This window comes from Chryseobacterium lathyri, from assembly GCF_003290185.1.
Taxonomy (GTDB): domain Bacteria; phylum Bacteroidota; class Bacteroidia; order Flavobacteriales; family Weeksellaceae; genus Chryseobacterium; species Chryseobacterium lathyri.
In genome coordinates, this window is sequence record NZ_QNFY01000002.1 from 16,644 (window position 1) to 41,602 (window position 24,959).

25 protein-coding genes are annotated in these 24,959 nt (G+C 38.4%); 6 read left to right on the forward strand and 19 right to left on the reverse strand.

Annotated features, from left to right (window positions below):
- Positions 1-33: 33 nt before the first annotated feature.
- From coaBC to DRF61_RS02275, 5 genes are all read right to left on the reverse strand, one after another.
- Positions 34-1,239, reverse strand: coding sequence for a bifunctional phosphopantothenoylcysteine decarboxylase/phosphopantothenate--cysteine ligase CoaBC (gene coaBC, locus DRF61_RS02255; RefSeq protein ID WP_111953647.1), 1,206 nt, complete (start codon positions 1,237-1,239; stop codon positions 34-36).
- 122 nt (positions 1,240-1,361) lie between these two features.
- The gene (locus DRF61_RS02260) at positions 1,362-1,685 is read right to left on the reverse strand and encodes a DNA-directed RNA polymerase subunit omega (protein ID WP_027372958.1); all 324 of its coding nucleotides are present in this window, start codon (positions 1,683-1,685) and stop codon (positions 1,362-1,364) included.
- A 42-nt stretch (positions 1,686-1,727) separates the two neighbouring features.
- Complete coding sequence (locus tag DRF61_RS02265; RefSeq protein ID WP_111953649.1) at positions 1,728-2,723, reverse strand: outer membrane protein assembly factor BamD; 996 nt, start codon at positions 2,721-2,723, stop codon at positions 1,728-1,730.
- A gap of 163 nt (positions 2,724-2,886) precedes the next feature.
- On the reverse strand, positions 2,887-3,510 hold the full coding sequence (locus DRF61_RS02270) for a GyrI-like domain-containing protein (RefSeq protein WP_111953651.1): 624 nt from the start codon (positions 3,508-3,510) through the stop codon (positions 2,887-2,889).
- 129 nt (positions 3,511-3,639) lie between these two features.
- Positions 3,640-4,269, reverse strand: coding sequence for a TetR/AcrR family transcriptional regulator (locus DRF61_RS02275; RefSeq protein ID WP_073328854.1), 630 nt, complete (start codon positions 4,267-4,269; stop codon positions 3,640-3,642).
- Positions 4,270-4,365: 96 nt separating this feature from the next.
- On the opposite strand from DRF61_RS02275, the gene DRF61_RS02280 reads away from it, so the two are divergent.
- From DRF61_RS02280 to DRF61_RS02295, 4 genes are all read left to right on the forward strand, one after another.
- Complete coding sequence (locus DRF61_RS02280; RefSeq protein WP_111953653.1) at positions 4,366-4,992, forward strand: TatD family hydrolase; 627 nt, start codon at positions 4,366-4,368, stop codon at positions 4,990-4,992.
- Positions 4,985-5,710 carry a tRNA threonylcarbamoyladenosine dehydratase gene (locus DRF61_RS02285; protein WP_111953655.1) on the forward strand — a complete coding sequence of 242 codons (726 nt, stop codon included), beginning with the start codon at positions 4,985-4,987 and terminating at the stop codon, positions 5,708-5,710. The genes DRF61_RS02280 and DRF61_RS02285 overlap by 8 nt, the downstream gene beginning before the upstream one ends.
- Complete coding sequence (gene rnpA / locus DRF61_RS02290) at positions 5,710-6,087, forward strand: ribonuclease P protein component (RefSeq protein ID WP_111953657.1); 378 nt, start codon at positions 5,710-5,712, stop codon at positions 6,085-6,087. The genes DRF61_RS02285 and rnpA overlap by 1 nt, the downstream gene beginning before the upstream one ends.
- Positions 6,088-6,296: 209 nt before the next feature.
- Positions 6,297-6,905: a DUF4126 domain-containing protein gene (locus DRF61_RS02295; RefSeq protein WP_111953659.1), complete on the forward strand. Its 609-nt coding sequence runs from the start codon at positions 6,297-6,299 to the stop codon at positions 6,903-6,905.
- 56 nt (positions 6,906-6,961) lie between these two features.
- On the opposite strand, the gene DRF61_RS02300 is transcribed toward DRF61_RS02295, so the two are convergent.
- The 14 genes from DRF61_RS02300 to DRF61_RS02360 form a co-directional block, all read right to left on the reverse strand.
- Positions 6,962-8,929, reverse strand: a complete 1,968-nt coding sequence (locus DRF61_RS02300; protein WP_157963353.1) for a hypothetical protein — start codon at positions 8,927-8,929, stop codon at positions 6,962-6,964.
- A 67-nt stretch (positions 8,930-8,996) separates the two neighbouring features.
- On the reverse strand, positions 8,997-9,518 hold the full coding sequence (gene lptE / locus DRF61_RS02305; protein WP_111953663.1) for an LPS assembly lipoprotein LptE: 522 nt from the start codon (positions 9,516-9,518) through the stop codon (positions 8,997-8,999).
- Positions 9,519-9,671: 153 nt separating this feature from the next.
- Entirely contained in the window at positions 9,672-10,958 is a 1,287-nt protein-coding gene (locus tag DRF61_RS02310; RefSeq protein WP_111953665.1) for a sigma-54 interaction domain-containing protein, read from the reverse strand.
- A gap of 30 nt (positions 10,959-10,988) precedes the next feature.
- The gene (locus DRF61_RS02315) at positions 10,989-11,786 is read right to left on the reverse strand and encodes a tetratricopeptide repeat protein (RefSeq protein ID WP_111953667.1); all 798 of its coding nucleotides are present in this window, start codon (positions 11,784-11,786) and stop codon (positions 10,989-10,991) included.
- Positions 11,758-11,934 carry a hypothetical protein gene (locus tag DRF61_RS22525; protein WP_157963354.1) on the reverse strand — a complete coding sequence of 59 codons (177 nt, stop codon included), beginning with the start codon at positions 11,932-11,934 and terminating at the stop codon, positions 11,758-11,760. Before DRF61_RS22525 ends, DRF61_RS02315 begins: the two co-directional genes overlap by 29 nt.
- A 200-nt stretch (positions 11,935-12,134) precedes the next feature.
- Entirely contained in the window at positions 12,135-13,571 is a 1,437-nt protein-coding gene (gene miaB / locus DRF61_RS02320) for a tRNA (N6-isopentenyl adenosine(37)-C2)-methylthiotransferase MiaB (protein WP_111953669.1), read from the reverse strand.
- Positions 13,572-13,690: 119 nt separating this feature from the next.
- Entirely contained in the window at positions 13,691-14,071 is a 381-nt protein-coding gene (locus DRF61_RS02325) for an energy transducer TonB (protein WP_111953671.1), read from the reverse strand.
- The gene (locus DRF61_RS02330; protein WP_111953673.1) at positions 14,058-14,468 is read right to left on the reverse strand and encodes an energy transducer TonB; all 411 of its coding nucleotides are present in this window, start codon (positions 14,466-14,468) and stop codon (positions 14,058-14,060) included. Before DRF61_RS02330 ends, DRF61_RS02325 begins: the two co-directional genes overlap by 14 nt.
- Positions 14,469-14,477: 9 nt before the next feature.
- Positions 14,478-14,963: an energy transducer TonB gene (locus DRF61_RS02335; protein ID WP_111953675.1), complete on the reverse strand. Its 486-nt coding sequence runs from the start codon at positions 14,961-14,963 to the stop codon at positions 14,478-14,480.
- Between the two features lie 113 nt (positions 14,964-15,076).
- Entirely contained in the window at positions 15,077-16,321 is a 1,245-nt protein-coding gene (locus DRF61_RS02340) for an MFS transporter (RefSeq protein ID WP_111953677.1), read from the reverse strand.
- Positions 16,321-18,054, reverse strand: coding sequence for a thiamine pyrophosphate-dependent enzyme (locus DRF61_RS02345; protein ID WP_111953679.1), 1,734 nt, complete (start codon positions 18,052-18,054; stop codon positions 16,321-16,323). Before DRF61_RS02345 ends, DRF61_RS02340 begins: the two co-directional genes overlap by 1 nt.
- Before the next feature lie 265 nt (positions 18,055-18,319).
- Positions 18,320-19,519, reverse strand: coding sequence for a diaminopimelate decarboxylase (lysA, locus tag DRF61_RS02350; protein WP_174772310.1), 1,200 nt, complete (start codon positions 19,517-19,519; stop codon positions 18,320-18,322).
- A 260-nt stretch (positions 19,520-19,779) separates the two neighbouring features.
- The gene (locus DRF61_RS02355) at positions 19,780-21,003 is read right to left on the reverse strand and encodes a 3'-5' exonuclease (protein ID WP_111953683.1); all 1,224 of its coding nucleotides are present in this window, start codon (positions 21,001-21,003) and stop codon (positions 19,780-19,782) included.
- A 295-nt stretch (positions 21,004-21,298) separates the two neighbouring features.
- On the reverse strand, positions 21,299-22,822 hold the full coding sequence (locus DRF61_RS02360) for a helicase HerA-like domain-containing protein (protein ID WP_111953685.1): 1,524 nt from the start codon (positions 22,820-22,822) through the stop codon (positions 21,299-21,301).
- A gap of 309 nt (positions 22,823-23,131) precedes the next feature.
- Between DRF61_RS02360 and DRF61_RS02365 the strand changes: the two genes are divergently transcribed.
- Positions 23,132-24,541 carry an MBL fold metallo-hydrolase gene (locus tag DRF61_RS02365; protein WP_111953687.1) on the forward strand — a complete coding sequence of 470 codons (1,410 nt, stop codon included), beginning with the start codon at positions 23,132-23,134 and terminating at the stop codon, positions 24,539-24,541.
- Between the two features lies 1 nt (position 24,542).
- On the forward strand, positions 24,543-24,920 hold the full coding sequence (locus DRF61_RS02370) for a rhodanese-like domain-containing protein (protein ID WP_111953689.1): 378 nt from the start codon (positions 24,543-24,545) through the stop codon (positions 24,918-24,920).
- Positions 24,921-24,959: the final 39 nt, after the last annotated feature.

The window sequence follows — 24,959 nt, forward strand, 5'->3', positions numbered from 1 at the left end:
CTATTAAAAATTGAGAACGGAAATTTATTAAAATTATTTTAAAAGTTGAGCCTCAACAAAATCCAGAATATCTGCAGCGACTTCATCTTTAGATTTGAGATCAAATTCTTTTTTTCCTGTTTTGGTAAATATCTTAATTTTATTGGTGTCGTTTTTAAAGCCTGCACCTTCATCACGGAGGGAGTTCAGCACGATCATATCAAGATTTTTCTTTTCGAGTTTCCCTTTGGCATTTTCTTCTTCATTCTGGGTTTCCAAGGCAAAACCTACCAAAAACTGATGGGTTTTCTTTTCACCCATTGTTTTAAGAATATCAGGATTTTTAACCAGTTCAATGGTTAAATTATCATCATTTTTTTTTATTTTCTCTTTCGCAACCTCTTTTGGGGCATAGTCTGCTACGGCGGCACTGGCAATACCAATATCCACGCGGTCATAAAATTCAAACACTTTATTCAGCATTTCTTTGGCAGAGGTTACTTTATGAAGCTGGATATTTTTATCTTCTGTCTTCTGTGAGCTGGGTCCTGATATCAAAATAACTTTTGCGCCTCTTTTTGAGGCTTCTTCAGCAAGGGAAAAGCCCATTTTGCCTGAGGAATGGTTACCGATAAATCTTACGGGATCAAGAGCTTCGTAGGTTGGCCCGGCTGTGATCAGCACTGTTTTTCCTTCTAAGCTTTTGGCATGATTTACGGAATTAAAAAAGTTTTCAACAGTTTTAAAAATAGTCTCAGGTTCTGCCATTCTTCCCTGCCCTACCAATCCGCTGGCCAGTTCACCGGTTTCAGCGGGGATAATGATGTGACCGTAATCTTCTGCCAGTTCAATATTCTGTTTGGTAGAAGGATGCGCATACATATCAAGGTCCATTGCCGGAGCAATAAATACAGGGCATTTTGCAGACATATAGGTAGCAATCAAGAGGTTATCACACATACCGTGAACCATTTTAGCCAAAGTATTAGCCGTACATGGAGCTACGATCATTACATCTGCCCATAAGGCCATCTCCACATGGCTGTTCCAGGTACCGTTATTGCCATAAAAATCTGAATATACAGGTTTTCTGGAAAGGGTTGAAAGACTTAATTTCGTTACAAACTGCTCTGCATCGGGCGTCATAATCATCTGAACTTCGGCTCCTTTTTTTACAAAATCCCTGATCAGGAAATGAATTTTATAGGCCGCAATTCCCCCAGAAACAGCGATAAGTATCTTTTTACCGGAAACACTCATTTAGTTTTAATTTTTGAAATACTAAATTACTTATTTTTTCGCACAAAGACAGGTATAAACAGACAAAGGTCATAAAAGAACTGAATTCCTTTATGACCTTCATATATAAAAAACACAAATAATTATTTTCTGTCTTCTGTCTTTCTGAAATAGATATCTTCATTCAGCCATTCTTCGATAGCAATAGAAGTAGGCTTAGGAAGTTTTTCATAATGTTTAGAGATTTCAATCTGCTCTCTGTTTTCGAAAACTTCTTCCAATGTAGAATTGTGCACCGCAAATTCGTCCAGTTTATTGTGAAGTTCTGTACGGATTTCTGCGTTGATCTGCTCTGCTCTCTTTCCCATGATAACAATAGCTTCATAGATTGAACCTACTTTATCTTCAATCTTGTCTTTATCGTAAGTAATAGTATTTACTTCTGCTTTTGTATCTTTTACGCTCATTTTGAGAAATTTATTTTATTAATAAGATGGCAAATTTACGAATTATCTTTGGATTTTGAAAGTGGCCGCCGGAGGAGGGGTCTGAAGTGCTGCACTATCCCTCTGGATCTGCATTGCCTTCTTTTCATTGCTGATCTGATCTTTAATCTGCTGCTCAGCTTTAGTTTTTTCTGCCATTTTATCAGCCTCCTTTTTCTGTCTTGCCGTTAATGCTGCAATTCTTGCTTCTGTCTGTTTTTTAACAACAGCAAAGTTTTCTTTTTCTTTTGTCAGTTTCGCTCTAAGGTCTACTGCTGTTTTAGAATATTCCGTATTCGGAAGCTCTTTTTCTACCAGCTTTGTATAAGCAAGGGCACTTTCTATACGCTCATCTTTAAGGTCATATACAGACTTTAAAGCCAGCTCATAGCGTGATTTCATGATATAATCATAAATCTTCGGACGAAGCTTGGTACTTGGAAAATCTTCCAGTACGTTTTCAAAAGCAACATTAGCAGCTTTGTACTCACCCATTTTGAAGTACTGTCTGGCATTTTCATATGCCTTGAACTCTAATTTATAAGACAGCTCATCAATCAGCTGGCTGATATTTTTAGATCTTTCAGAGTTTGGATAATTGGTCAGGAAATCCTGAAGCTCATTGATTGCGGTTTCTGTAGTGGACTGGTCCAGGTTATAATCCATAGAACCTTCGTAGTAGCATAATGCAGACATATACGCTGCTTCTTCTGCTCTCGGATCTTTAGGGAAGTTGACCGCAAAGTTTTTAAACTGATGCCCCGCCAGCTTATAGCTTTTGTCATAATAATTCGCATAAGCAGTATTAAAACCTACATTAGGAAAATCATCTGTTCCTGCTACGAGGTTAGTAAGCCTGTCATATAGTGCCAATGCATTCTTCCACTTCTTTTTGGCAAAGTTATCATTAGCTGCCTTTAAGATAAAATTCTTGTCAGCACTCTTCATTGCTTTTTCCTGCTGGCTTACGCATGAGGAAATCACTGCCACTGCAAAAAGACCTAAAATATATTTTTTCATATAAAAAATTCAACAGTTTTCGGATGATACAGCCGATTTACTAATTTGCAAAAATATAACTTTTTTGTCAATAGATTTTTTTTTATGAATATTTAACGTATTTTAGTTTACAATAGATGCTGAATTATCAATTGCAATAAAAATATCCAAAATACATTTTAGGCTATTTTACCGGTTCTCTTAAAATCGTCCTTAACTTTTCAGGGGCTGTTTTCCTAAAATCAGAGAGGTAAATTTCGTGGTGTAAACCATTCCTGGAAAGACGGTTATTATCCATAAAAACACTGATTTTTTTCAACGATTCAGGTTCCGTAGAAAACGGGCCTAAATGCATTATCTGAACTGAACGTCCTTTCTCTAATGTGAACCATTCAACAGCCGTGGCTTTTTGTATTTTCTTTTCACCGGATACTTTGTCTATTGCGTTAACGAGATCTTCAGGCTTAACAAATTCAGGCATACGAATCATTAAGCGGTACTCCCATTCGCTTCTGGGAACTTCAACCGGACTGCTATCAATCGTTTTTCCCGCATATTTTTTTTCATCGAACCACCAAAGTCCTTCTAACTTTGACACCACAAAATCTTCATTTTTTTCTTTATGTGTAAATTTTAAGGTATAAGCAATGGAATACAATGCTTCAATGTTTTTTTTAAAAGGTTCTCCGGAGGGATCTCCTTTGCCGCAAATTGAAATAAAAGATGCTTTTTCAATCTGTACTAGCTGTGGCTGAGCTTTAGCTGTAAAATACGTTTTGTATTTTTTAGCAAGATCTAATTTTTCCATATTAATTATTTTAATTTGTTAAAAATATTCGGTGTGTTTTCCGATCTAATTAATATGCAAAGTATATTTTTTCCGCTAATAGATTCTTATATTTATAATCATTTAACGCATTTTAAGTGTGCACCTATTTTAATCCGCAGCATATCCTAAAATAGCAAAAACACTGACTAAAAGATTCATTCTTACTTTTTTTTCTGCTTCTTTGGTATAGGCCTCTTCATTTTTACTCGGCACATACAGCTCATAGAAATTTTTGTTCCTGATGACAAATAATGTAGACCCAATGATCATGGTAAGAATATCTTCAGGCTTTGGTGTGAAAGTAAATACGCCTGATGCAACCCCTTTTTTGATAACATCATCCAGCTTTTTCACAAACAGCTGATAAAAATCCAATAGCTCATCTTTTAAATTTTCGGTATGTCTGAGCTCCTGTGTCACAAACCCGTGGAAATAATTGTATTTGAATAGTTGCGAAACAATGTACTTAATGATCTCCCTGAGCTGCATTTCGGGTTTGCCATCCTTAATGGTATCTGCAAATTCTGAAAAATTCTCTCTGGTCTTCAATACGCGGTATTGATAGAGATAGGACATCATTTTTTCTTTGGAACCGAAGTAATAGGAAATCATGGCCACATTAATGTTGGCCTTGGAACAGATATCCCTTACAGAGGTTCCTTCATATCCCTTTTTGGCGATAAGCTCTTCGGCAATGTCCAAAATATGGATCTGTTTTTCTGTAAATTTTTTTCTCATGAAGTGCACTTTGAGTAAAGTTAAGAAATTTTTAACAAAATTATAAACGTTCGTTTAATAATTTTAAATTAATTCTGGATAGTTGTACTTTTGTGAATGGATTTTTTTGATTTTCACCATCATAAGAAGAATAACCTGAATGGGATCTACAATATAGATTTTGGGACAGTTCCTCCGGATTCTCCTTATTCTATAGGTATACATCCTAAAGATATTGTTGTGGATTCTATGAAGGAACAGTTCAGCTGGCTGGAATCCAATATTTCAGAAAACTGTCTGGCTATCGGTGAATGCGGACTGGACTCTATTGTACCGATACCCCAGAATATCCAGGAGAAGGTTTTCCAGAGACAGATTATTATTTCAAACGAGGTGAAAAAACCTCTGATTATTCACTGTGTAAGAAAGTTTTATGAGGTCATTTCTTTTAAAAAGAAGGCTGAACAGGCGGTTATCATTCACGGTTTTAATAAAAAGCAACGGATAGCGGAAGACCTTCTGAAAAATAATTTTTATTTGAGTTTTGGAAAAGCTGTTTTGTATCATCTATCTTTGCAGGATATTGTAAGAAACACTCCTTTAGACAGATTGTTTTTAGAAACTGATAATGAAGATTTTAACATAGAGGAGTTATATTCAAAAGTTTCGGAATTAAAGGGTATTTCTCTCGAAAAACTGAATGAACATATTGTAGAAAATTTAGACACGATAAAGAATGGATAAGTATTGGCTGGAGAGAACAGAGCTCCTGATCAAAGAAGAAGGGCTGGAGAAACTTAATAAAGCAAATGTACTGGTAATAGGCTTAGGAGGCGTGGGCTCTTTTGCCGCAGAATTTTTAGCCAGAGCGGGTGTAGGGAATATGACTATTGTAGACGGTGATACGGTGGATATTACCAATGTCAACAGACAGCTTCCGGCATTGCATTCTACAGTGGGGAAACACAAAGTGGAGGTTGTTGCTGAAAGGCTTCTTGACATCAATCCGAAAATTAATTTAATCAAGATCAACGAATTCCTGAATCCGGAAAGAATGGATGAAGTCATTGATTCTGATAAGTTTAACTATATTTTGGACTGTATCGACAGTGTTACTCCAAAGCTATGCTTAATAAAAGCAGCCAAAAGAAGAAAAATAAAACTGATCAGCTCTATGGGAGCCGGTGGAAAAACAGATCCCAGCAAAGTAATGGTAAGAGATATCAGCAAAACGCAGAACTGTTTTCTTGCCCGGCAGATCAGAAAAAGACTTAAAAAGGAAAAGATCAATAAGGGTTTCAGATGTGTATTCTCGAATGAGCTTCAGCAGGAAGAAAGTTTGAAAATGACGGACGGAGCCAATTACAAAAGGTCTTTCTACGGCACTATCAGCTATATCCCTGCCATCTTCGGATTGTATGCAGCAGCTGAGGTGATTAATTATCTAGTGAAACAAGATTAATGCAGAACTTTAAATACTCCAGGGAAGAAAAGCTCAAAAAAAATACTGAGATTGCTTTACTTTTTGACAAAGGTAAATGGAGAAGCTGCGGAAATCTGAGGGTCATCATTCTGAAAGACAAGCCCAATCTGGAGGTGGAAAGCCATAAGTTCGGGGTATCTGTTTCTAAAAGATATTTCAAAAAGGCTGTATACAGGAATCGGGTAAAAAGGCTTTTGCGGGAGTGTTATCGTCTGAACAAGAATCTGTTTAAAGAGGCTTTTGGAGAAAAAACATTAGCTATGATGTTTTGGGTTTCTCCTGAAATGCCTGCTAAGTTTCAGGAAGTGGAAGAGCAGTTCATCAAGCTTTGTCATATGCAGAAGAAGCCTCAATGATATAGCAATATAACAGTGTAGTAATTTCCCAATGCAATCATCTTGTATAAACTCTTGTAAAGTCTGAAGGTGTGTTTAGCTACAGATGGCACAGATTTTCACAGATGATTCCGGAAAGTTGTTGTTATAAAATCTACAAGTATTTATTTTTTACAAAACCTTGCATAGTTTTTGTAATTTTAGGGGAAACAATAAATCTGAAAATTAAAATGTTAGATCATGTTCCCTATTTTTCCTACATACTCAGTGCCTTCATTGGTATAGGATTGGCTGCCGCTACGGGCTTCAGAGTTTTTCTGCCGATGTTTGCGGTAAGTCTTGCCTCTTATTTTCACTGGATCCCGATGAATGAGCATTTTGAATGGCTTTCGGGGCTTCCGGCACTTATTACTACCGGAATTGCAACAATCGCTGAAATTTTAACCTATTACATTCCGTTTGTGGATCATCTGCTGGATACGGTCTCGGTTCCTTTGGCTACTGTGGCAGGCTCTGTTTTATTTGCCAGCCAGTTTGCCGATCTTGGAACTTTTCCGCAATGGGCACTTGCATTAATTGCCGGGGGCGGAACAGCTGCTACGATCAGTTCCGGTTTCGCAGGAATCCGGGCAGCTTCTACTGCGACAACGGGCGGCCTGGGAAATTCTGTAGTGGGAACTACTGAAACTGCAGGAGCCGGAATCATGTCTATACTGGCGATGGCTGCACCGATTATTGCTGCTGTTTTTGCACTTATCATGATTATTCTTGTTATTATCTTTGGACGGAAAGCCCTGCGGAAACTGCGTGGCAATAAAAACGCCACTGATAGTATATAAAAAAATAAGGCTGACACTTTTCTGTGATCAGCCTTTTTATTATTTTTTAAGCCTATTCAGCTTTTACTTCTGAAATCTTTTATTTCCTTGATTTTAGATTGGAAATATTCCTTTTTTTCCGGATTTTTAGTGATCAGAATTTCAAATGCCTTGATGGCTTTCGTATAGAGTTTCTGCTCGAAATAAAGGTTGGCAAGTGTCTCTGTCATCAAATGAGAAATGTCATCATTCTTTTCTTTGACAACGTAAGTACTCTCGTCTCTTAACTGACTTATTTTAGGATTATTTTCAATGAAAGCTTCAATTACCTTTTCCTGAACCGGAGTTTTTTCCTTTTGAGAAACCTCCTCTTCTGTTCTGCCGATCTTAAGCCAGCTCTGCCATGTATTGATAAATCCGGGCACATTGCTGTCGGCCTGTGTTTGGCTCTCTGCTTTGCCCTGATGAACAGGCTCTTCTTCTTTTGCTGCTTTTTCTACTGCCAGACTCGAAATATCGGTCCCAAAGAAAGATACATTCATAACTGGTGCTTCTTCTTTTGGCATTTTTGTTTCGATCATTGCTTCTGAATTTTCAACTTCTTCATTTTTCTCTTCTACAATTTCAGGTATTTCTTCTTCAGCAACAGAAAGTTTTTCGTCTGAGACTGTTTCAGAATCTTTTTGAGGTTCTTCAACCGTTTGTGGAACAATTCTTTCTTGTTTATCTTCTATTACCGGGATTTTCTCCTCTTTTGGGATTTCTGCCTTAGCCGCAGGAACTGCACTGGCATGGCTGATCATGGAATCGGGCAGATTGGACTCAAGACTCATAGGCTTCCACACAAAAGCTTGTTCTACCGCAGTTCCGATTTCTTCTACTTTTTCCCGAATCTCTACAGGCTCTTCATGCTGAATTGGCTGTTCGATTATATCTTCTTTTACTTCCGTAGCAGGTTCTTCAGCTTTTGGTTCTTCTTTTTCCGTGGACCAGAAATGAAAGCTCTGTGTTTCAGCAAAACTGATCTCATGATCAGCAGTTTCCGGCTCTTCATTTTCAACCTTTGATACCGCCTGTACTTCTTTCATTTTTTTCTCTACTTCTTCAATAAGGCGTCTCATTTCTTCCTCATGCTTATTTACATTCGGCTTAGGAATTTCAGCAGTTACAGCTTCGTTATCTGTGTTTCCTTGGATTTTAACATCCGGCAGAAATTCATCCATCCCGTGGAAACTGATCTCAGCATGAGGCTCATTTACATGGGTATCTTCATTTGTAATTTCCGGGTCCGGCGCTGTTTCAGCAGTCACGGGCTCTTCAATAGCTTCATTTGTCTCTGTCTGTTCAGCTGATGGCTCTGTTTCCGGTGTCAGAGTTTCTACTTCATGGAAGCTTAGTGCATCATCTTTCTGTATTTTCAGCTCTTCTGAGGGGCTGTCAATTTTATTTTCCTCAACAATTAATTCAGGAGTGAATTCTACTCCGGCTTCTGAGTTTTCAGGCTGATCGTTTTTATTTGCGGCCGGCTCGGTTATAATTTTTTCGTTAAGATGTTCTGTTACCGGTTCAGTTTTTTGCGTAACTATTACTCCTGATTCCAGTGTAGATTCAAGATCTATTATTTCAGAATGCACTTCGTCCAGGAAGTTTTCTTCTCCTTCAAATAGAATTCTGTTTCTTTCCCCATTAACATGAATATGCTTAACTTCCTTTGAAGGCGGAATCATACCTGCTGCCTCTTCATATTTGTTTTCCCTTTTTTCGGGAGACTCGTCTCTTTTTATCGGGAATGTTTTCTCTTTATAAGAATATTTTACTGGTTTTTCCAGAATTTTAGAAGCATATCTATCTTCTACAGTTTCCGGTTTCGGTTCACGTTGGATTTTACCGTTGATCAGCTGGTAAAGAAGTTTCTTATCTGTGGTATAAGCGGCGGTCGTGGAAAGTTCTTTCTGATAGTTTTCTTTATCGTAAAGATGTACCCCAAACAAATGAAGCGCCCTGATGTTCTGAACATAGGGAAAAGCATGTATTTCTTCTTTCAAAAGAGCTAGATCTTCTGACTGTATATTTTTGGGACTCTTTAATAGTTCTAAAACTCTGGGATTCATCTTACCAATTGGCTACAATATCGTTAAATATCTTATTAATAATTCTATCTGTTACAAGTTTTACCTGGGAAGTTTCTATCTGGCTCTGGCTCAGGTCGCTGTTGTAAACCACTTCATCCGAATAGGTTCTGTCAAAACTGGAATCCGGATGTATTTTATTTTCGTAATGCACTTTTACACTGATGGTCAGCTTGTTCTGTGCCTGCTGTACAACGCCTCCCGAAGGGTTTGTCAGTGTATTGGAGCTGATCGTAGTCGGCGAAAAATTATAGTCTGAAATTTCACCTTCTATCAGAATGTCAGGATTTGATTTTGTTCCTTTTAATGTGGTTCTCTGCAGAAATCTGTTCTGGATATCTGTAGAAAACTGCTGGGAAAGGGTAGGATTCACCAGCGCTGCATTATTCGGAAATTCATTGATCTGGACGGTTTTTTCGTCTGTCAATGATGATCCTGTAAAAGAGTAACACTGCTGGAACAGCGAAAGAATTACAAACCCAAATATTATTTTTAATTTACTCATACCTTTTTTATTTCTCTAATACATCTTTACAGACTACATCCTCATACAGATCCCCAAAGGTATGGAAAACAGTATTCTTATCCCGCATGCAATAATTATAAGCTGGGAAATGCTTTCTACTGGGGGTGAGTAGCTCCAAATTCTTCATCTCCGTTAGTCTTCTAAGTTATATTGTTTTATTTTTCTGTATAAAGTTCTTTGTGAAATACCAAGCTCGTCTGCCGCCCTGTTCCTGCGTCCCTTATGCTTATCCAATGCTTTGATAATCAAATCTTTTTCATTATTCTGAAGAGATAAGGATTCAGGTCTGTTTTCTTCTATTTCTATATCTTCAATATCTTCATAGCTGTCCTCAGCATTTGAAATGATGGTAGGTGCAGACTGTACTCCCGGTGATTTGTCCTCGAAATACAGCAGTGAATTTTGGCTCACCGGCGGTGTCTGATCTGCAGAATAGATCCTGTTGATCAGATTTTTCTCCTGATTGCTGAGATCAGCAGTTCCTCTGTTTTTGATCAATTCTGAGGTAAGTGATTTTAAGTCGTTGATATCACTTCTCATGTCAAAGAGAATTTTGTACATAATTTCTCTTTCACTTCCGAAATCATTCTGCTTTTGGGCATTCTGATTATTCACAACCATCGGCAAATGGGTTTCCATAGGGATATATTCAGCCAGTTTTTCAACTGTTACCTGTCTGTTTCTTTCCACTACGGTCATCTGCTCTACCAGGTTTCTCAGCTGACGGATATTTCCCGGAAAGCTATAATTTTCAATATAATGAACGGCACTTGGCTCTAGTTCCAGTTCCGGCATTCTGTATTTTTCTGCAAAGTCTATAGAGAATTTTCTGAATAGCAAGTGAATGTCTCCTTTTCTTTCCCGTAAAGGCGGCATGTCAATCTGCACAGTATTCAGACGGTAAAATAAGTCTTCACGGAATCTTCCGTCGTGAATAGCCTTCATCATATTCACGTTGGTAGCTGCCACAATTCTCACATTGGTTTTCTGAACCTGAGAGGAGCCCACTTTCATGAATTCACCGCTTTCCAGCACCCTCAAAAGACGGACCTGGGTCTGCAGGGGAAGCTCTCCTACCTCATCAAGGAAGATGGTTCCGCCATCTGCTACCTCAAAATATCCTTTTCTGGTTGCTGTAGCTCCGGTAAATGCTCCTTTTTCGTGGCCAAATAACTCAGAATCAATGGTCCCTTCCGGAATTGCTCCACAATTAACCACAATATAGGGCTGATGTTTTCTTTTGGATTCTGAATGAATGATTTTCGGGATAAATTCTTTTCCAACACCACTTTCTCCAATGACCAGGACGGAAATGTCCGTAGGCGCAACCTGGATTGCTTTTTCTAAAGCGCGGTTCAGTGCCGGGAAGTTCCCGATAATTCCAAAGCGGTTTTTTATGTTTTGTAAGTCGTTGCTCATAAGTAAATTTTTGATTATTGATTTAATAATCTACAGCTCCTTGATCTGTTTTCTGTAGATTTTGTTGAAGTGATGAGTGTAGACATCTTTCATGGTCTTTCCTTCATCATAAGTCATTAATGCTAACTTTTTTAAATCCAAATAATCTTTGTTCCTGATTTTAGAAACTTTACTTTTAAAGTATATATTCTCGGCAAAGTTGTTTTCTTTGCTTTGTTTTTCAAAATTTTCTAAGGCTTTGTCATATCTGCCAAGCTCAAAATAAGTTACTCCAAGCTGGTAGTGGTCGTACATCCCTTTAAAATACCCTTTGGGAGCCAAAAGGTTTTCAATGATCGCGACCGCTTTTTCTTTCTGTCCTAAAGCACTGTAAGACATGGTTTTCACCACCTCTAAATGATAGTCTCCGTTTAAAGACCTTCCCAGATCCTCAGGATAATATTTTTTTAATTCTTCTAAATCCCGGATTGCCCCTTTATAATCCCGCAAAAACTGGAATTTGCACCAGCCTCTGTACCCTAAATGCATTTTAGGATCTGCAGCAACAGCTTTATCAATAAGTATTTTCCAGGTTACAAAATCCCCGTTTTTAAGGTAGGGAACGGCTTTCTCCATATAGGAACTGGAGAAATCGGGGCAGAGCCCAATCGCTTTATCAAAGGCTTCCTGGTATTCCCTGCTTCCTTGCCTGTCTGAAGCCCAGTTGTATAGTTCACAAGCTTTTTTGCAGTCCTCACCCTCTACTGCATTACAGTTGACCTGCGCAATAGTATTGGTGTAAACGATAAGTAACAAAAAGCTAAGGTAATACCTCTGAAACTTTTCCATTTTCAATTTTATAGGTTAAATACTGATAATAGCCTGCTTTAAAACCTTTTTTCTCTTTTGGCATCCAGCCGTCCAGCGATTTCGTAAACCGCAGCAGTCTGTCTTCCAATTCTTTATCCGGACCCGTTTCTTTAAGATCTGTATTCATCTGCTGAACCCTGACAGTCCTGTTTTTCCTTCACAATTTACTAAAAATCTTACGGTAATATAACCGTTCATCTTAGTTTCGGAAGATATTTTTTCTTTTTTGTAGTTTTTCTATAGTGGTCAGTTTCTCTCCTTTATAGTCAAATCCCTTTGTCCCCTGGTCATATTGAAGACTGCCAGTTTTTCAGGAAAACTTTAAAATTACTCCGCTGTTCTTCCTAAAAGTGTGCCCTGTGTATTGCCATAGACAAAAACGTCCACAATGTCACCTATTTTCTGGCCTTCAAGCATATCAAAAACACAGACTGCATTCTGTGAGTTTCTTCCCTTCCACTGGTTTTTATTTTTTCTGGATATCCCTTCGATGAGGACCTGATGATGTCTTCCTACATAAGATTCCATTCTTTTTCTGGATAGCTCTCCCTGAAGGGCAATAACCTCAGCCAGACGCTTTTGTTTGACGTCAGCAGGAATATTGTCTTCCATTTTTTTATGGGCAGGCGTTCCCGGTCTTTCGGAATAAGCAAACATATAACCGTAGTCATACTCCACTTCTTTCATCAGGCTTAAGGTATCCTGATGATCCTGTTCTGTTTCATTGCAGAAACCTATGATCATGTCCTGTGAAAAAGCAATATCAGGAACAATTTCCTTTGCTTTTTTAATTAAATCTAAATATTCTTCACGGGTATGCTGCCTGTTCATAGCCAGAAGCATATTGTTACTGCCGCTCTGTACTGGAAGGTGTACATATTTACAGATATTGTCATGTTTTGCAATCATTCTGAACACTTCAAGGCTCATGTCCTGAGGATTTGAAGTAGAGAACCGGATTCTCATTTCAGGTACAGCTTTAGCTACTAAATCAAGCAGTTGTGCAAAATTAACAGCCGTAGCTTTCTGCATTTCGGAAGCTTTAACGAAATCTTTTTTCGGACCTCCTCCGTACCATAAGTATGAGTCTACGTTTTGCCCTAAAAGGGTGATCTCTTTGTATCCGTTATTTAAAAGGTCTTTACATTCTTTAATGATGGAATGCGGATCGCGGCTTCTTTCTCTACCTCTGGTAAAAGGAACTACACAGAAGGTACACATATTATCGCAACCTCTGGTGATGGTTACAAAAGCTGTAACCCCATTTCCGCCTAAACGGACCGGATTGATGTCTGCATAAGTCTCTTCTTTTGAAAGGATTACGTTGATGGCGTCTCTTCCGTCCTCTGTTTCTTTCAGAAGGTTGGGAAGGTCTCTGTAGGCATCAGGGCCTACCACAAGGTCTACCAGCTGCTCTTCTTCCAAGAATTTGGTTTTTAATCTTTCTGCCATGCATCCCAAAACTCCTACCGTCATATTAGGTTTCTCTTTCTTCAGGTTTTTGAACTGTGAAAGACGCATTCTTATGGTTTGCTCCGCTTTTTCACGAATGGAACATGTATTTAAAAGGATAAGGTCTGCTTCTTCTACTTTCAGGGTTGTATTGTACCCCTGCTCATTAAGAATAGATGCAACAATTTCAGAATCAGAAAAGTTCATCTGACAGCCATAGCTTTCTAAAAACAACTTTTTAGAATTCTCAGGTCTTTCAGCGATAGCAAAAGCTTCTCCCTGTTTTGTTTCGTCTATATATTTTTCCTGCACAATAATCGTTTTAAAAGTTCAATGCTCAGCATTTAAATTTCAAAGCATCGTGATGAATTTTAAATCCCAAACAAATTAGTCTGCAAAGATACAAAATATTGTGACAGAATGGCAGGGGATTATTTCGGAGGATTAAAGTTTAACGGAAGGGTATAAAAAGATTCAACCGGCTCTCCGTATCTCTTTGCAGGTGTCCATTTTTTCTTTCTCATCCTTTTGATTCCGTCTATGATCCTTTGGTCAAATTCAGCATTTCCGGAAGACTCCTGCAGCTTTATATTTTCCATTTTTCCTTCTTTGCTCACGGAGAAATTTACTACGAGCTTAAAGGGCTGCGTCCAGACGAAACCACTGAGATCGATTTGTTTAGCCACTTCTGCTCTGAAACTGTTCATTCCCCCCGGCATAGCTTCTTTCGAAGAATTTTGCACAGCTTCCTGTCCTGATAACTTCAGGGAAAATATAACCAATAATGCAAACAGCATTCTAATCATGATCATATGTATTGGTATTGAAATTAACCTTGATGATCATTTTAGAATCAACAGGAGTATCCCCATACATGGCGGGCGTCCATTTTCCTTTGATCTTCTTCATAGCATATTTTACATCATCAATAAACATTTCACTGTTTTTGATCTTCGGGACAACGTCAAGCTTGTTCATTTTACCTTCCGGTGAAATATTGATTAAAAAAGTTATTTTACCATTGATGGCGTAGCTTTGGGTATCAACATAAGCGTAAAGCATATCCATAAATTGTTTCCGAAAAGCTTCATCACCACCGGGGAATTTAGCTTTCTGGGTATATGAAGCTACTTCTACCGGGGACGTATTTTGAGAAAAGCTTTTAATTCCGATGCATAGTAAAAGTAATAATAAAAGGTATTTTTTCATCTGAGTAGTTTATAAATCTGTAGCGATTGAAGAGAAATGCATTTTAATTTTGATCTGTGAAGCAACAGGCTGACCGTTACACGAAGCGGGAATCCAGTTCTTTTTGATTCTTCTTACTACATATTTCATATCATCAAAAAAATAAGTGCTGTTGGCTACTTTAGGAGTTCCTTCAATATGGGTCACTTTTCCGGTCTGATCAACGGTGAGAGTAAATGTAAAATCTCCGTTCAGGACATAAAAATCTGAATTCAGGTAATCGTACATAAATTTTTGCAAGGTTTCTTTATAAACCGTTACACCGCCTTCAAAGGCTGCCGGCTTGAAATCGTTACAGTTTTTCACCGCCACCTGTAAAAGAGGTTCTTTGATATCTATTTTTAAAAGATTTTTATTGATTTCCGTAATCGGGTTATCATCCCTGTCTTCAACATCCTGCTGGGCAAATGTAAAGTTTGCCACAAGAAGTGCCATCACTAATGTAAAAATTTTCATAGACTGTTCATGAGTTATTAAATTGCTTTAACAAATTTACTTATTTAAACGCTTTCTAAGAAAGAAAAACTTCAGGCTGCGCCTGAAGTTTTCCATAAACTATTGAAATTCATTTAAGCGTTTAAAGTCTGTAATTGTGCTTTACTTCCTGTTTCTTTTAACAAGAATGAAATCAAAACTGCAAGAACAATTCCTGCAATCCAGAATAACAGGGAAGACTGAAAATGCATCTCTCCTGAAGAAGCCTCTAAACTTTTCCCAAACCATCTGCTGAATACCGGACTCACCAGGGTAGTTACTCCAAAGGTGATGAAATTAATTGCTCCGGTTGCACTTCCTTTTACATAATCAGGATTTGCTTCTTTAATGATAGAATACGGGATCATGGCAGCCCCGGAACCAAGGCCAAAAATAAACATGCTTATTTTGGCCGGATACAATTCCGGAAGATACAGCAGCTGCAGAAAACTGAAGATCATCAGGATTGCTCCTCCGATTAAAACAGGTTTCCTTCTTCCGATTTTATCTGTAATAAAACCTAAAAGCGGACACCCGAATACCCATCCGAAAGCAACCATTGCACTGGTAATGGCAGCATCATGAAACATAAAGCCTTTATCTTTTTCGAAGAATGCAACACCCCATGTCATTGCAAATATGGTGGTAGGAGCAAATAGTAACCCTGAAATAATACCACAGAGCCAGGATTGGGGATTTTTAAAGACAATTTTATATGGCTCTAGATATCCAACTTTTTTAACAGCATCGCCAGGCTGTACTTCAGATTGTTTTTCACCGGGAATTACCAAGAACAGGCAAAATGCTGTAATAACTGTAATAATACCCGACCAAAGCCAGAAGGTATCTATATTTACCCCTTCTTCTACCCATGGTCCCACGATAAACTGTCCCGCGGTACCACCCAGCATTCCGATACATTGTGTAAATCCAACAGCCGTTGCCAAAGATTTGGAAGAGAATCCTTTACTTGCAAGATAAACACAGCCAGGAAATGCAAAAGCACATCCTGCTCCCTGCAACAGCCTTCCAGCCACGCCACCAGAATAGGAAGAAGCTAAAAACAGCAAACAGCCTATCCCCAGGATTAAAGCGCCTGCAAAAAGTGACTTTTTGCCGCCAAATTTATCCAAAGCCATCCCCGCGATGAGGCTGCAGGTAGAGTAAGTATAGTAATACGTTCCGATCAGACTGACAAGCTTCAGTTCTGTTGTACTGAAATTATTGACCAATTCCGGAATCATGACTGCCGGTGCTGAACGGACCACATAATCCAGAAAATAAAACACCAGCCCGAATAACCACGCGATTATATAAAACTTTTTTAAGGAAGCATTCATTACAGCAGTCCTTTAATATGTTTATAATTGGATTTCACAGTTTCCAGAACCTCTTCCATCTTACCGCCAAGCATCAGCTGGGCCATAGATTTTGTCATTCCCATGACCTGATCAAAGTCTATTTTCGGGGGAAGAGCAAGTGCATTTGGATTGGTAAATATATTAAGAAGATAAGGCCCGTTATAAGCAAGACATTCTTTAATGGCATCTTCTACCTCTTCAGGTTTATGAACATTCTTTCCGGGATATCCCATAGCCTGGGCTATCATTGCGAAATCCGGGTTAATCATATCGGTTTCATTATCCGGCATACCGCCTACTTCCATTTCCAGCTTTACCATTCCCAGGGTTCTGTTATTGAAAACGATCAGTTTTACCGGGAGCTTATACTGAAAGATGGTTGCCATATCTCCCAAGAGCATTGAAATTCCTCCGTCTCCGCACATAGCGATCACTTCTCTGTCCGGATGAGCCAAAGAGGCACCTATAGCCATGGGCATAGCATTCGCCATTGATCCGTGATTGAAGGAGCCCAACATTTTTCTTTCGCCTGTTCCTGTAATAAACCTTGCCCCCCACACGCAGCACATGCCTGTGTCTACTGTGAAAATGGCATCTTTTTTAGCCAACCGGTCTAAAGTATGTGCAACATATTCAGGCTGTATGGCGTTTTCTTTTCCAAAGTCTTTCACGTAAGCAAATTGAGTTTCTTTTACTTTTTCATAAAATGCCAATTGTTCATTAAGGAAATGAGCATCTGTTTTTTCTTGCAGCAACGGCAGCAGGGCTTTAATAGTTTCTTTTACATCTCCTGCCAGACCTAGTTCCAGTTTTGCTCTTCTTCCCAATCTTTCAGGACTTTCATCGATCTGGACAATTTTGTTTTTTACAGGCATGAATTTTTGGTACGGAAAATCGGTTCCTAAAAGAATAACAAGATCTGCTTCGTGCATCGCATGATAGGCTGACGGAAATCCCAGTAGCCCTGTAAGCCCCACTTCATTAGGGTTATTAGGCTGAATGGCCATTTTTCCACGGAAAGAATAGCCTACCGGAGCTTTTAGAAACTTCGATAGTTCTACAACCTCAGCATTCGCTTCTCCTGCTCCAATTCCACAATAAAGGGTAACTTTTTTGCTTTCATTAACCAAGGTAGCCAGCCGTTCTAATTCTTCATCAGAAGGTCTGATGACAGGATTGGTCCTGAATATCTGGGCAGATGTAGGCCCTTCTTCGGCATCAAGTTCCGACACATCTCCCGGAAGCCCGATTACTGCCACACCTTTTTTTGAGATGGCATGCTGAATGGCGGTCTGAAGCGTTCTCTGTACCTGCTCCGGTCTTGTGATCATCTGGTTGTAGTGACTGCAATCATCAAATAGTTTTATAGTATTCGTTTCCTGGAAATAATCCATTCCCATTTCATCACTTGGGATCGTGGAAGCGATGACAAGCATGGGAACGTGGGATTTATGTGCCTCATAAACTCCATTGATCAGATGAACGTGTCCCGGACCACAGCTCCCTGCACATACTGCAAACCCATCAAGCTCTGCTTCTGCCGCAGCCGCATATGCACCTACTTCTTCATGCCTTACATGAATCCATTCAATACTGCTTTTTTTAACAGCAATATTAAGATGATTAAGGCTGTCGCCGGTTACTGCATAAATTCTTTTCACATTGGCATTTTCGAGCATTTCAACAATCTGCTCTGCTATGTTTTTAGCCATAATTAGTATTTTTTGGTGTTTATTTTAGTTAAGGAATCCCGAAAGGATCGTGAATGGGAAGTGTTTAAAATTCTTACCTCTCTCAAATTTAGCTAATAAATTATAATTTCTATTCCTAAAAAGTATTAAAATTTCAACACATTAAAGCTCTTTTGATTACTGTAAAATGCTTTAAAACATTATTAAGAATGAATTTTTTTCTGGTTCCTTCAAACAAAAAAACTCTGCAGTAATCTGCAGAGCTTCTATAAATTTATATTTGATTTTAAATTACTTCTATCTGGTTTCTCAACAGATCTTCAAATTCATCTCTTTTACGGATCAGATGTGCTTTTCCGTCTAAGAATAAGACTTCTGCCGGTTTTAATCTTGAATTAAAGTTTGAGCTCATTTCAAAACCGTACGCTCCGGCATTATAGAAAACAAGAATATCACCTTCTCTTACTTCATTTAGTTTTCTGTCCCAGGCAAAAGTATCGGTTTCGCAGATGTTCCCTACTACCGTATAGATTCTTTCCGCTCCTTTTGGGTTTGAAAGGTTCTCGATTTTATGGTAAGAGTCATAGAACATCGGACGGATCAGGTGATTAAACCCTGAATTCACTCCTACAAATACAGTAGCCGTGGTTTGCTTGATCACATTAGCTTTTACCAAAAGATATCCGCTTTTTCCTACTAAGAATTTTCCGGGCTCAAACCATAGTTCGAACTTTCTTCCTGTAGATTTTGTGAACTCGGACAATACTTTTTCTACTTTTTTACCTAAGGTTTTCACATCTGTTTCTTCTTCGCTGTCCTGGTAAGGAATTTTGAACCCGCTTCCCATATCCAGATATTTAAGATTAGGGAAATGCTCGGAAAGTTCCAGCATAATGTCTAATGCCTGCAGGAAAACATCCGGATCTTTAATCTCGCTTCCTGTGTGCATGTGAAGCCCCTCCACATTAAGGTTGGTGCTCTTCATCACTCTTTCGATATGGCGAACCTGGTGAATAGAAATCCCGAACTTACTGTCGATGTGTCCTGTTGAAATTTTGTAGTTTCCTCCTGCAAAAATATGTGGGTTGATTCTTACAAGGATCGGATAAGAGTTTCCAAATTTATTCCCGAACTGCTCAAGAATAGAGATATTATCAATATTAATGTGAACACCCAGCTTCATTGCGTCTTCAATTTCGGCAAGGTCTACACAGTTTGGCGTGAAAAGGATCTTTTCTTTAGTGAATCCGGCCTTCAGCCCAAGTTTTACTTCATTTATTGATACACAATCCAAAGATGCGCCCAGATTCTTGACATACTTTAAGATGTTGATATTGGTCAACGCCTTGGCAGCATAAAAGAACTTCGTGTGTTTTAAGAAAGAAGATGTAAGCTTCTCGTATTGGGTTTTAATAGATTCAGCATCGTAAACATACACTGGCGTGCCATATTCATTGGCAATCTGTAGCAAATCTTTTGAATTCATAATTTGATTTTAACATAAAAAAAGACAGATTCTTCCAAAAGAGCCTGCCACATTAATTATTTTTATGCAAGACAACTCTTTTAAATATTCCAAACCTTAGAGAACTTTACAGCCCCCTTTTTTCCAGTTTTAATTTGTTTAAAATTTTGCATTGCTTCTTTTTTATTTTTGCAAAAGTACTATTTATTTTTTATTTCAAGGAAATTCATTTGAAAAGCATTTTTTTCCTGATAAAAACATGTAAAGTATTAATTCTTCTATTATTTTGGCAATGGCAACGTCTCAAAATCACCACGAAGCAGGGCAAGCTGGAGATCATTATGGAGATCTGTAGAAGATAGAGGCAGGTCTATTTTCAGTTTTGAAAGCTTACTGAGGGTTTGTATCTGTGTAAACAGTTCATAAAAGCCATATGAAACTACCCTGTCGTTTTCAATAATCAGAAACAGCTTCTCACCCAGTTTTCTTCCCTGACCGAGCCAAAGTTCATTTCTTTTTCTGAAATCTATCTTTTTGAGGAAAACATTGACATCATTAAATTCTTCCTGCAAGCCAATAAACTGAACCGCTTTTGTTCCCTGGGTAAATGATCTGAATTTCAGGATAGGCCTTTCCGTTTTATTCAGTTTATTTTTTTCAACTATGTACTTATTATTCCTGAAGTAAAGCCCAAAAGGAAATACTTCTCTTTTTTTGATGTTTTTGGAATTAAGGATCAGTTTTGCAATAATATCAGTTCCTGTAAGTTCATAATTGATCTGCTCAACGTCATTCTGGATCTGTTCCCATTTTTTTGACTTGGAATTGAACACTTTTTTGGAGAATTTATTGATATCCTGAACATAATCTGATAAAATTATTTTCCCAGCTTCATTCTGGAAATACACAAATCCTTTTTCGTTCGGAAGATCCTGAGTCAGAACTTTGATCTTGTTGATATAGGTTTTCGCATTGGTTTCATCATGCTGCTTTTGAATAATCTCATTTTCAGTATCTTTTGATATTAAAAGCTTGAATAGCTCCAATGTTGCCCTTGCATCTCCCTCTGCTCTGTGATGGTTCGTTAAGGGAATTCCCAGCGACTTCACCAGCTTTCCCAATGAATAGCTCACTTCATCCGGGATCATTTTTTTTGCTAAAGGAATGGTATCTAAAGTATTGATCTGAAAGTCATAACCGAGTCTTTTAAAAGACTGGCGCAGCATCCTGTAATCAAAATCAATATTGTGACCCACCAAAGTGGTATTTTGAGTAATTTCAATGACTCTTTTTGCTATTTCGTGGAATTTAGGAGCTGTTTTCACCATTTTAGGGGTGATGCTTGTCAGCTTCTGTACAAAAGGAGTGATATCACTTTCGGGATTGACGAGGGATATGAACTGGTCCGTAATTTTCTGACCATCATACCTGTAGATGGCTATATCTATAATGCATTCATTCCTGTAACCTGCACCATTACTTTCTATATCAATAATCGAATACATTGAATTCTGGTTATACTCCTGTTTTTATCATTACTATTTAAATCAACTGCTGAAAACCTAATATTATTAGGCTTAATACATAACCTGTGCCATAGGTTCTCAAAGACTGTACTGCAGTGCTATCCTGTTTTCCCAATAAGGGCAGTTTTGCGAAAATAACAAAAAATATATCAAAAAAAAGTAAAAACAGCTTTTACATCACCCTTGTCCAGATTAAAAAACAGCCGGTGATAGGCAATAAAAAGCTGATACTCTTTATATAATAAAATATTTTGCAGAAATTTTAATCCACTTCTTATCTTCTTCCGCCCAGCCCGAACATTCCGAGAAGGGCTTTTGCACCTTCCCGCATCAAAGTACTGGTAAAAGTTCTACCTGCCTTACTCTGAAGCACCTGCTCAAACATTCCCGGCTCTTCTTTCACCGGTTTTGTTTTCTGGGAGGGTGCCGGGTTCTGGGCGGCTTGCTCCATTCTGTTGGTCAGGATTTCATAAGCAGATTCCTTATCAACAGGCTGCTCATATTTAGCTACTAAAGAAGAACTTCCTGTCAGTTCTGAAATTTCCGCATCATTCAGCACATCCATCCTTGATTCCGGAGAGATCAGATAGGTATGGACAAGTGGTGTCGGAATTCCTTTTTCGTCCAGAGCCGTTACAAAGGCTTCTCCAATCCCGAGATTCTGAATCAGGTTCGATGCATTATAAAATTCTGTCGTTGGGTAATTTTCGACAGCTTTGGTAATTTCTTTTTTATCTTTTGCGGTAAAACCTCTCAGGGCATGCTGTATTTTCAGTCCAAGCTGTGACAAAATATTTTCAGGAACATCCCCTGGAATCTGCGTGATAAAATAGATTCCGACACCCTTAGAACGGATCAGCTTGACCATTGTTTCGATCTGTGAAAGCAAAATTTTTGAAGATTCATCAAAAATAAGGTGAGCTTCATCTATGAAAAGGACAAGTTTAGGTTTTCCGCTGTCTCCTTCTTCAGGGAAAGTCATATAAATTTCGGCAAAGAGCGAAAGCATAAAGGTAGAAAACAATTGTGGCTTATTCTGAATTTCCGACACCCTTAAAATATTCACGACTCCCTTTCCATCTCTGGTTTCAAGAAGGTCATGAACATCAAAGCTTAGTTCACCAAAAAAATCAGCAGCCCCCTGCTGTTCCAATGCAACAATAGATCTTAGGATCGTTCCCAGTGAAGCCGGAGCAATAGATCCGTAGTTGGCTGCCAGTTCGGCTTTTCCCTGGGCATTATCTGTTACATACTGCAAGACTTTTTTTAAATCATTAAGGTCAATTAACGGAAGACCCTTATCGTCACAATATTTAAATACGATAGACATAATACTCTGCTGAGTATCATTCAGTTCCAGAATCTTGCTTAATAATATTGGGCCAAACTCTGTAACGGTAGCCCTTAATTTCACTCCTTTCCCGCCTGATATGCTCATCAGCTCTACCGGAAAGGCCTGTGGATTATACGGGAGCTGGGTTTTTGCATATCTTTCTTCAATGATCGGGTTCATCTGGCCGGCTTCTGCAATTCCGGAAAAATCCCCCTTAATATCCAAAACCAGTGAAGGAATTCCTGCATGGGAAAGCTGTTCCGCAAATACCTGAAGCGTTTTTGTTTTTCCTGTCCCCGTAGCACCTGCAATAAGGCCGTGGCGGTTAATTGTTTTTAAAGGAATGGCAACATTAACTTCCGGTACCACTTCTCCGTCCAGCATTCCTTTTCCGAGTATAATATGTTCTCCTTTAGGAGTGTATTTTGCGTTGAGTTCTTCAATAAATTGTGTTTTATCTGCCATCTGATCTTTTTTTAAACTTATAAATATAAAATTTTTTATAAAATATTGGACTACTAAAGTAATAATACAAAATAATATTAACAGCATCTGCGTAGATATCGGTACTACATAAATATTTCCGTTTTTTAAACATGATAAAAAACATTCGCTAAAACTCCTGCTCTTTACCCGTCGTATTTTATTCGAAAATAAAGGGTTTTATAGCTGACCGCCCATGAATATTGAAAGAAACTATCATCCGAATTTAACAATTCGTTTACATTTCATCTAATACTTCGTATCTTTATCTAAAATTTAAAAAAGACCCCAATGAAAATTGAACAAATATATACGGGCTGTCTGGCTCAGGGTGCCTATTATATTGTATCAGAAAATGAAGCTGCCATTATTGATCCGCTGAGAGAAGTAAAACCTTATCTGGATCGCCTTGAAAAAGACAACGTCACTTTAAAGTATATTTTTGAGACCCATTTCCATGCTGATTTTGTTTCAGGACATTTAGATCTAAGTGAAAAAACAGGAGCTCCCATTGTTTACGGGCCTACTGCCCAGCCTGCATTTGAGGCTATTATTGCTGAAGATAACCAGATCTTTAAGATCGGAAAAATAAAAATAAAAGCATTGCATACTCCCGGACATACGATGGAGAGTACCACCTACCTTTTAATTGACGAAAATGGTACTGAAACTGCAATTTTTACCGGGGACACATTGTTTTTAGGGGATGTTGGAAGACCTGATCTTGCACAGAAAGCAACTAATCTTACGCAGGAAGATCTTGCAGGAATTCTTTATGACAGCCTTCAGAACAAGATTATGCCACTGGACGACAGCATAACGGTTTATCCCGCTCATGGCGCAGGTTCTGCCTGTGGAAAAAATATGCAGAAAGAAACGGTGGACATATTGGGGAACCAGAAAAAAACCAATTATGCACTGAATCAGCCGGATAAAGAATCTTTCATCAGAGAGGTTCTTGATGGTCTTACCGCTCCTCCGAAATATTTTGGAATGAATGTAGCCATGAACAAAGGTGGGTACGAAAGTCTTGATGTAGTAATGAACAAAGGACTGAGCCCTGTGAGTGCAGAAGATTTCGAAGTTTTGGCGGAAGAAACAGGAGCTTTAATTTTAGATACAAGAAGCCCGGCAGAATTCCATAAAGGTTTTATTCCGAATTCTATCAATATAGGTCTTAAGGGAGATTTTGCCCCGTGGGTAGGAAATATGATCGTAGATGTAAAGCACCCGCTTTTGCTGGTGACTGATAAAGGAACTGAAGAAGAAGTCATTACAAGATTAAGTAGAGTCGGTTTCGATAATGTTTTAGGATATTTAAACGGCAGTTTTGCTGCATGGAAAACTGCCGGTAAAGAAACGGATGAGATCAAAAGGATTTCTCCTGCTGAATTTGCTGAACAATTCACGGAAAACGCTACCGTAATTGATGTAAGAAAATTAAGCGAATATTCTGCCGAGCACATTGACAATGCATTCAACAAGCCATTGGATATAATCAGCGACTGGGTAAAAACCATTGATGATTCTGAACACTTCTTTCTTCACTGTGCAGGAGGATACAGAAGCATGATTGCAGCAAGCGTACTTAATTCACACGGAATCAGAAATTTTACTGAAATAGAAGGAGGCTTTAACGGCATCAAAAAGATAGAAAAACTGCCTACAACGGATTTTGTTTGCCAGTCAAAAACATTATAGGATGCTGAAAAAAACAATTTTCGGATACATTTTTGCATTAACCTTAGCTTTAACATCCTGTAAAACAGCAGATACAGCTGCCGCACCAAAACCAAATATCAAAGAAGTTGTGAATAGTGAGGGTGTAACACTGGTAGATGTAAGAATCCCGGAGCAGTATCGTGCAGGAACAGCAAAAGGAGCGGTCAATATTCCTTTGGCTGAAATTCAGAATAATATAGATTCACTTAAAGGCAAAAAGGTTGTGGTATTCTGCAATAAAGGGATTCAGGCCGATCAGGCTATGGAAATCCTAAAGAAAAACGGCGTGGAAGCCTATGACGGTACAACCTGGAAAAATGTGAAGGCGATCCAGGATGAAAAACAGTCAGGAAAATAAAGTATTATGCTGTCAAGACTTATAAGTAAATCTTAGCAT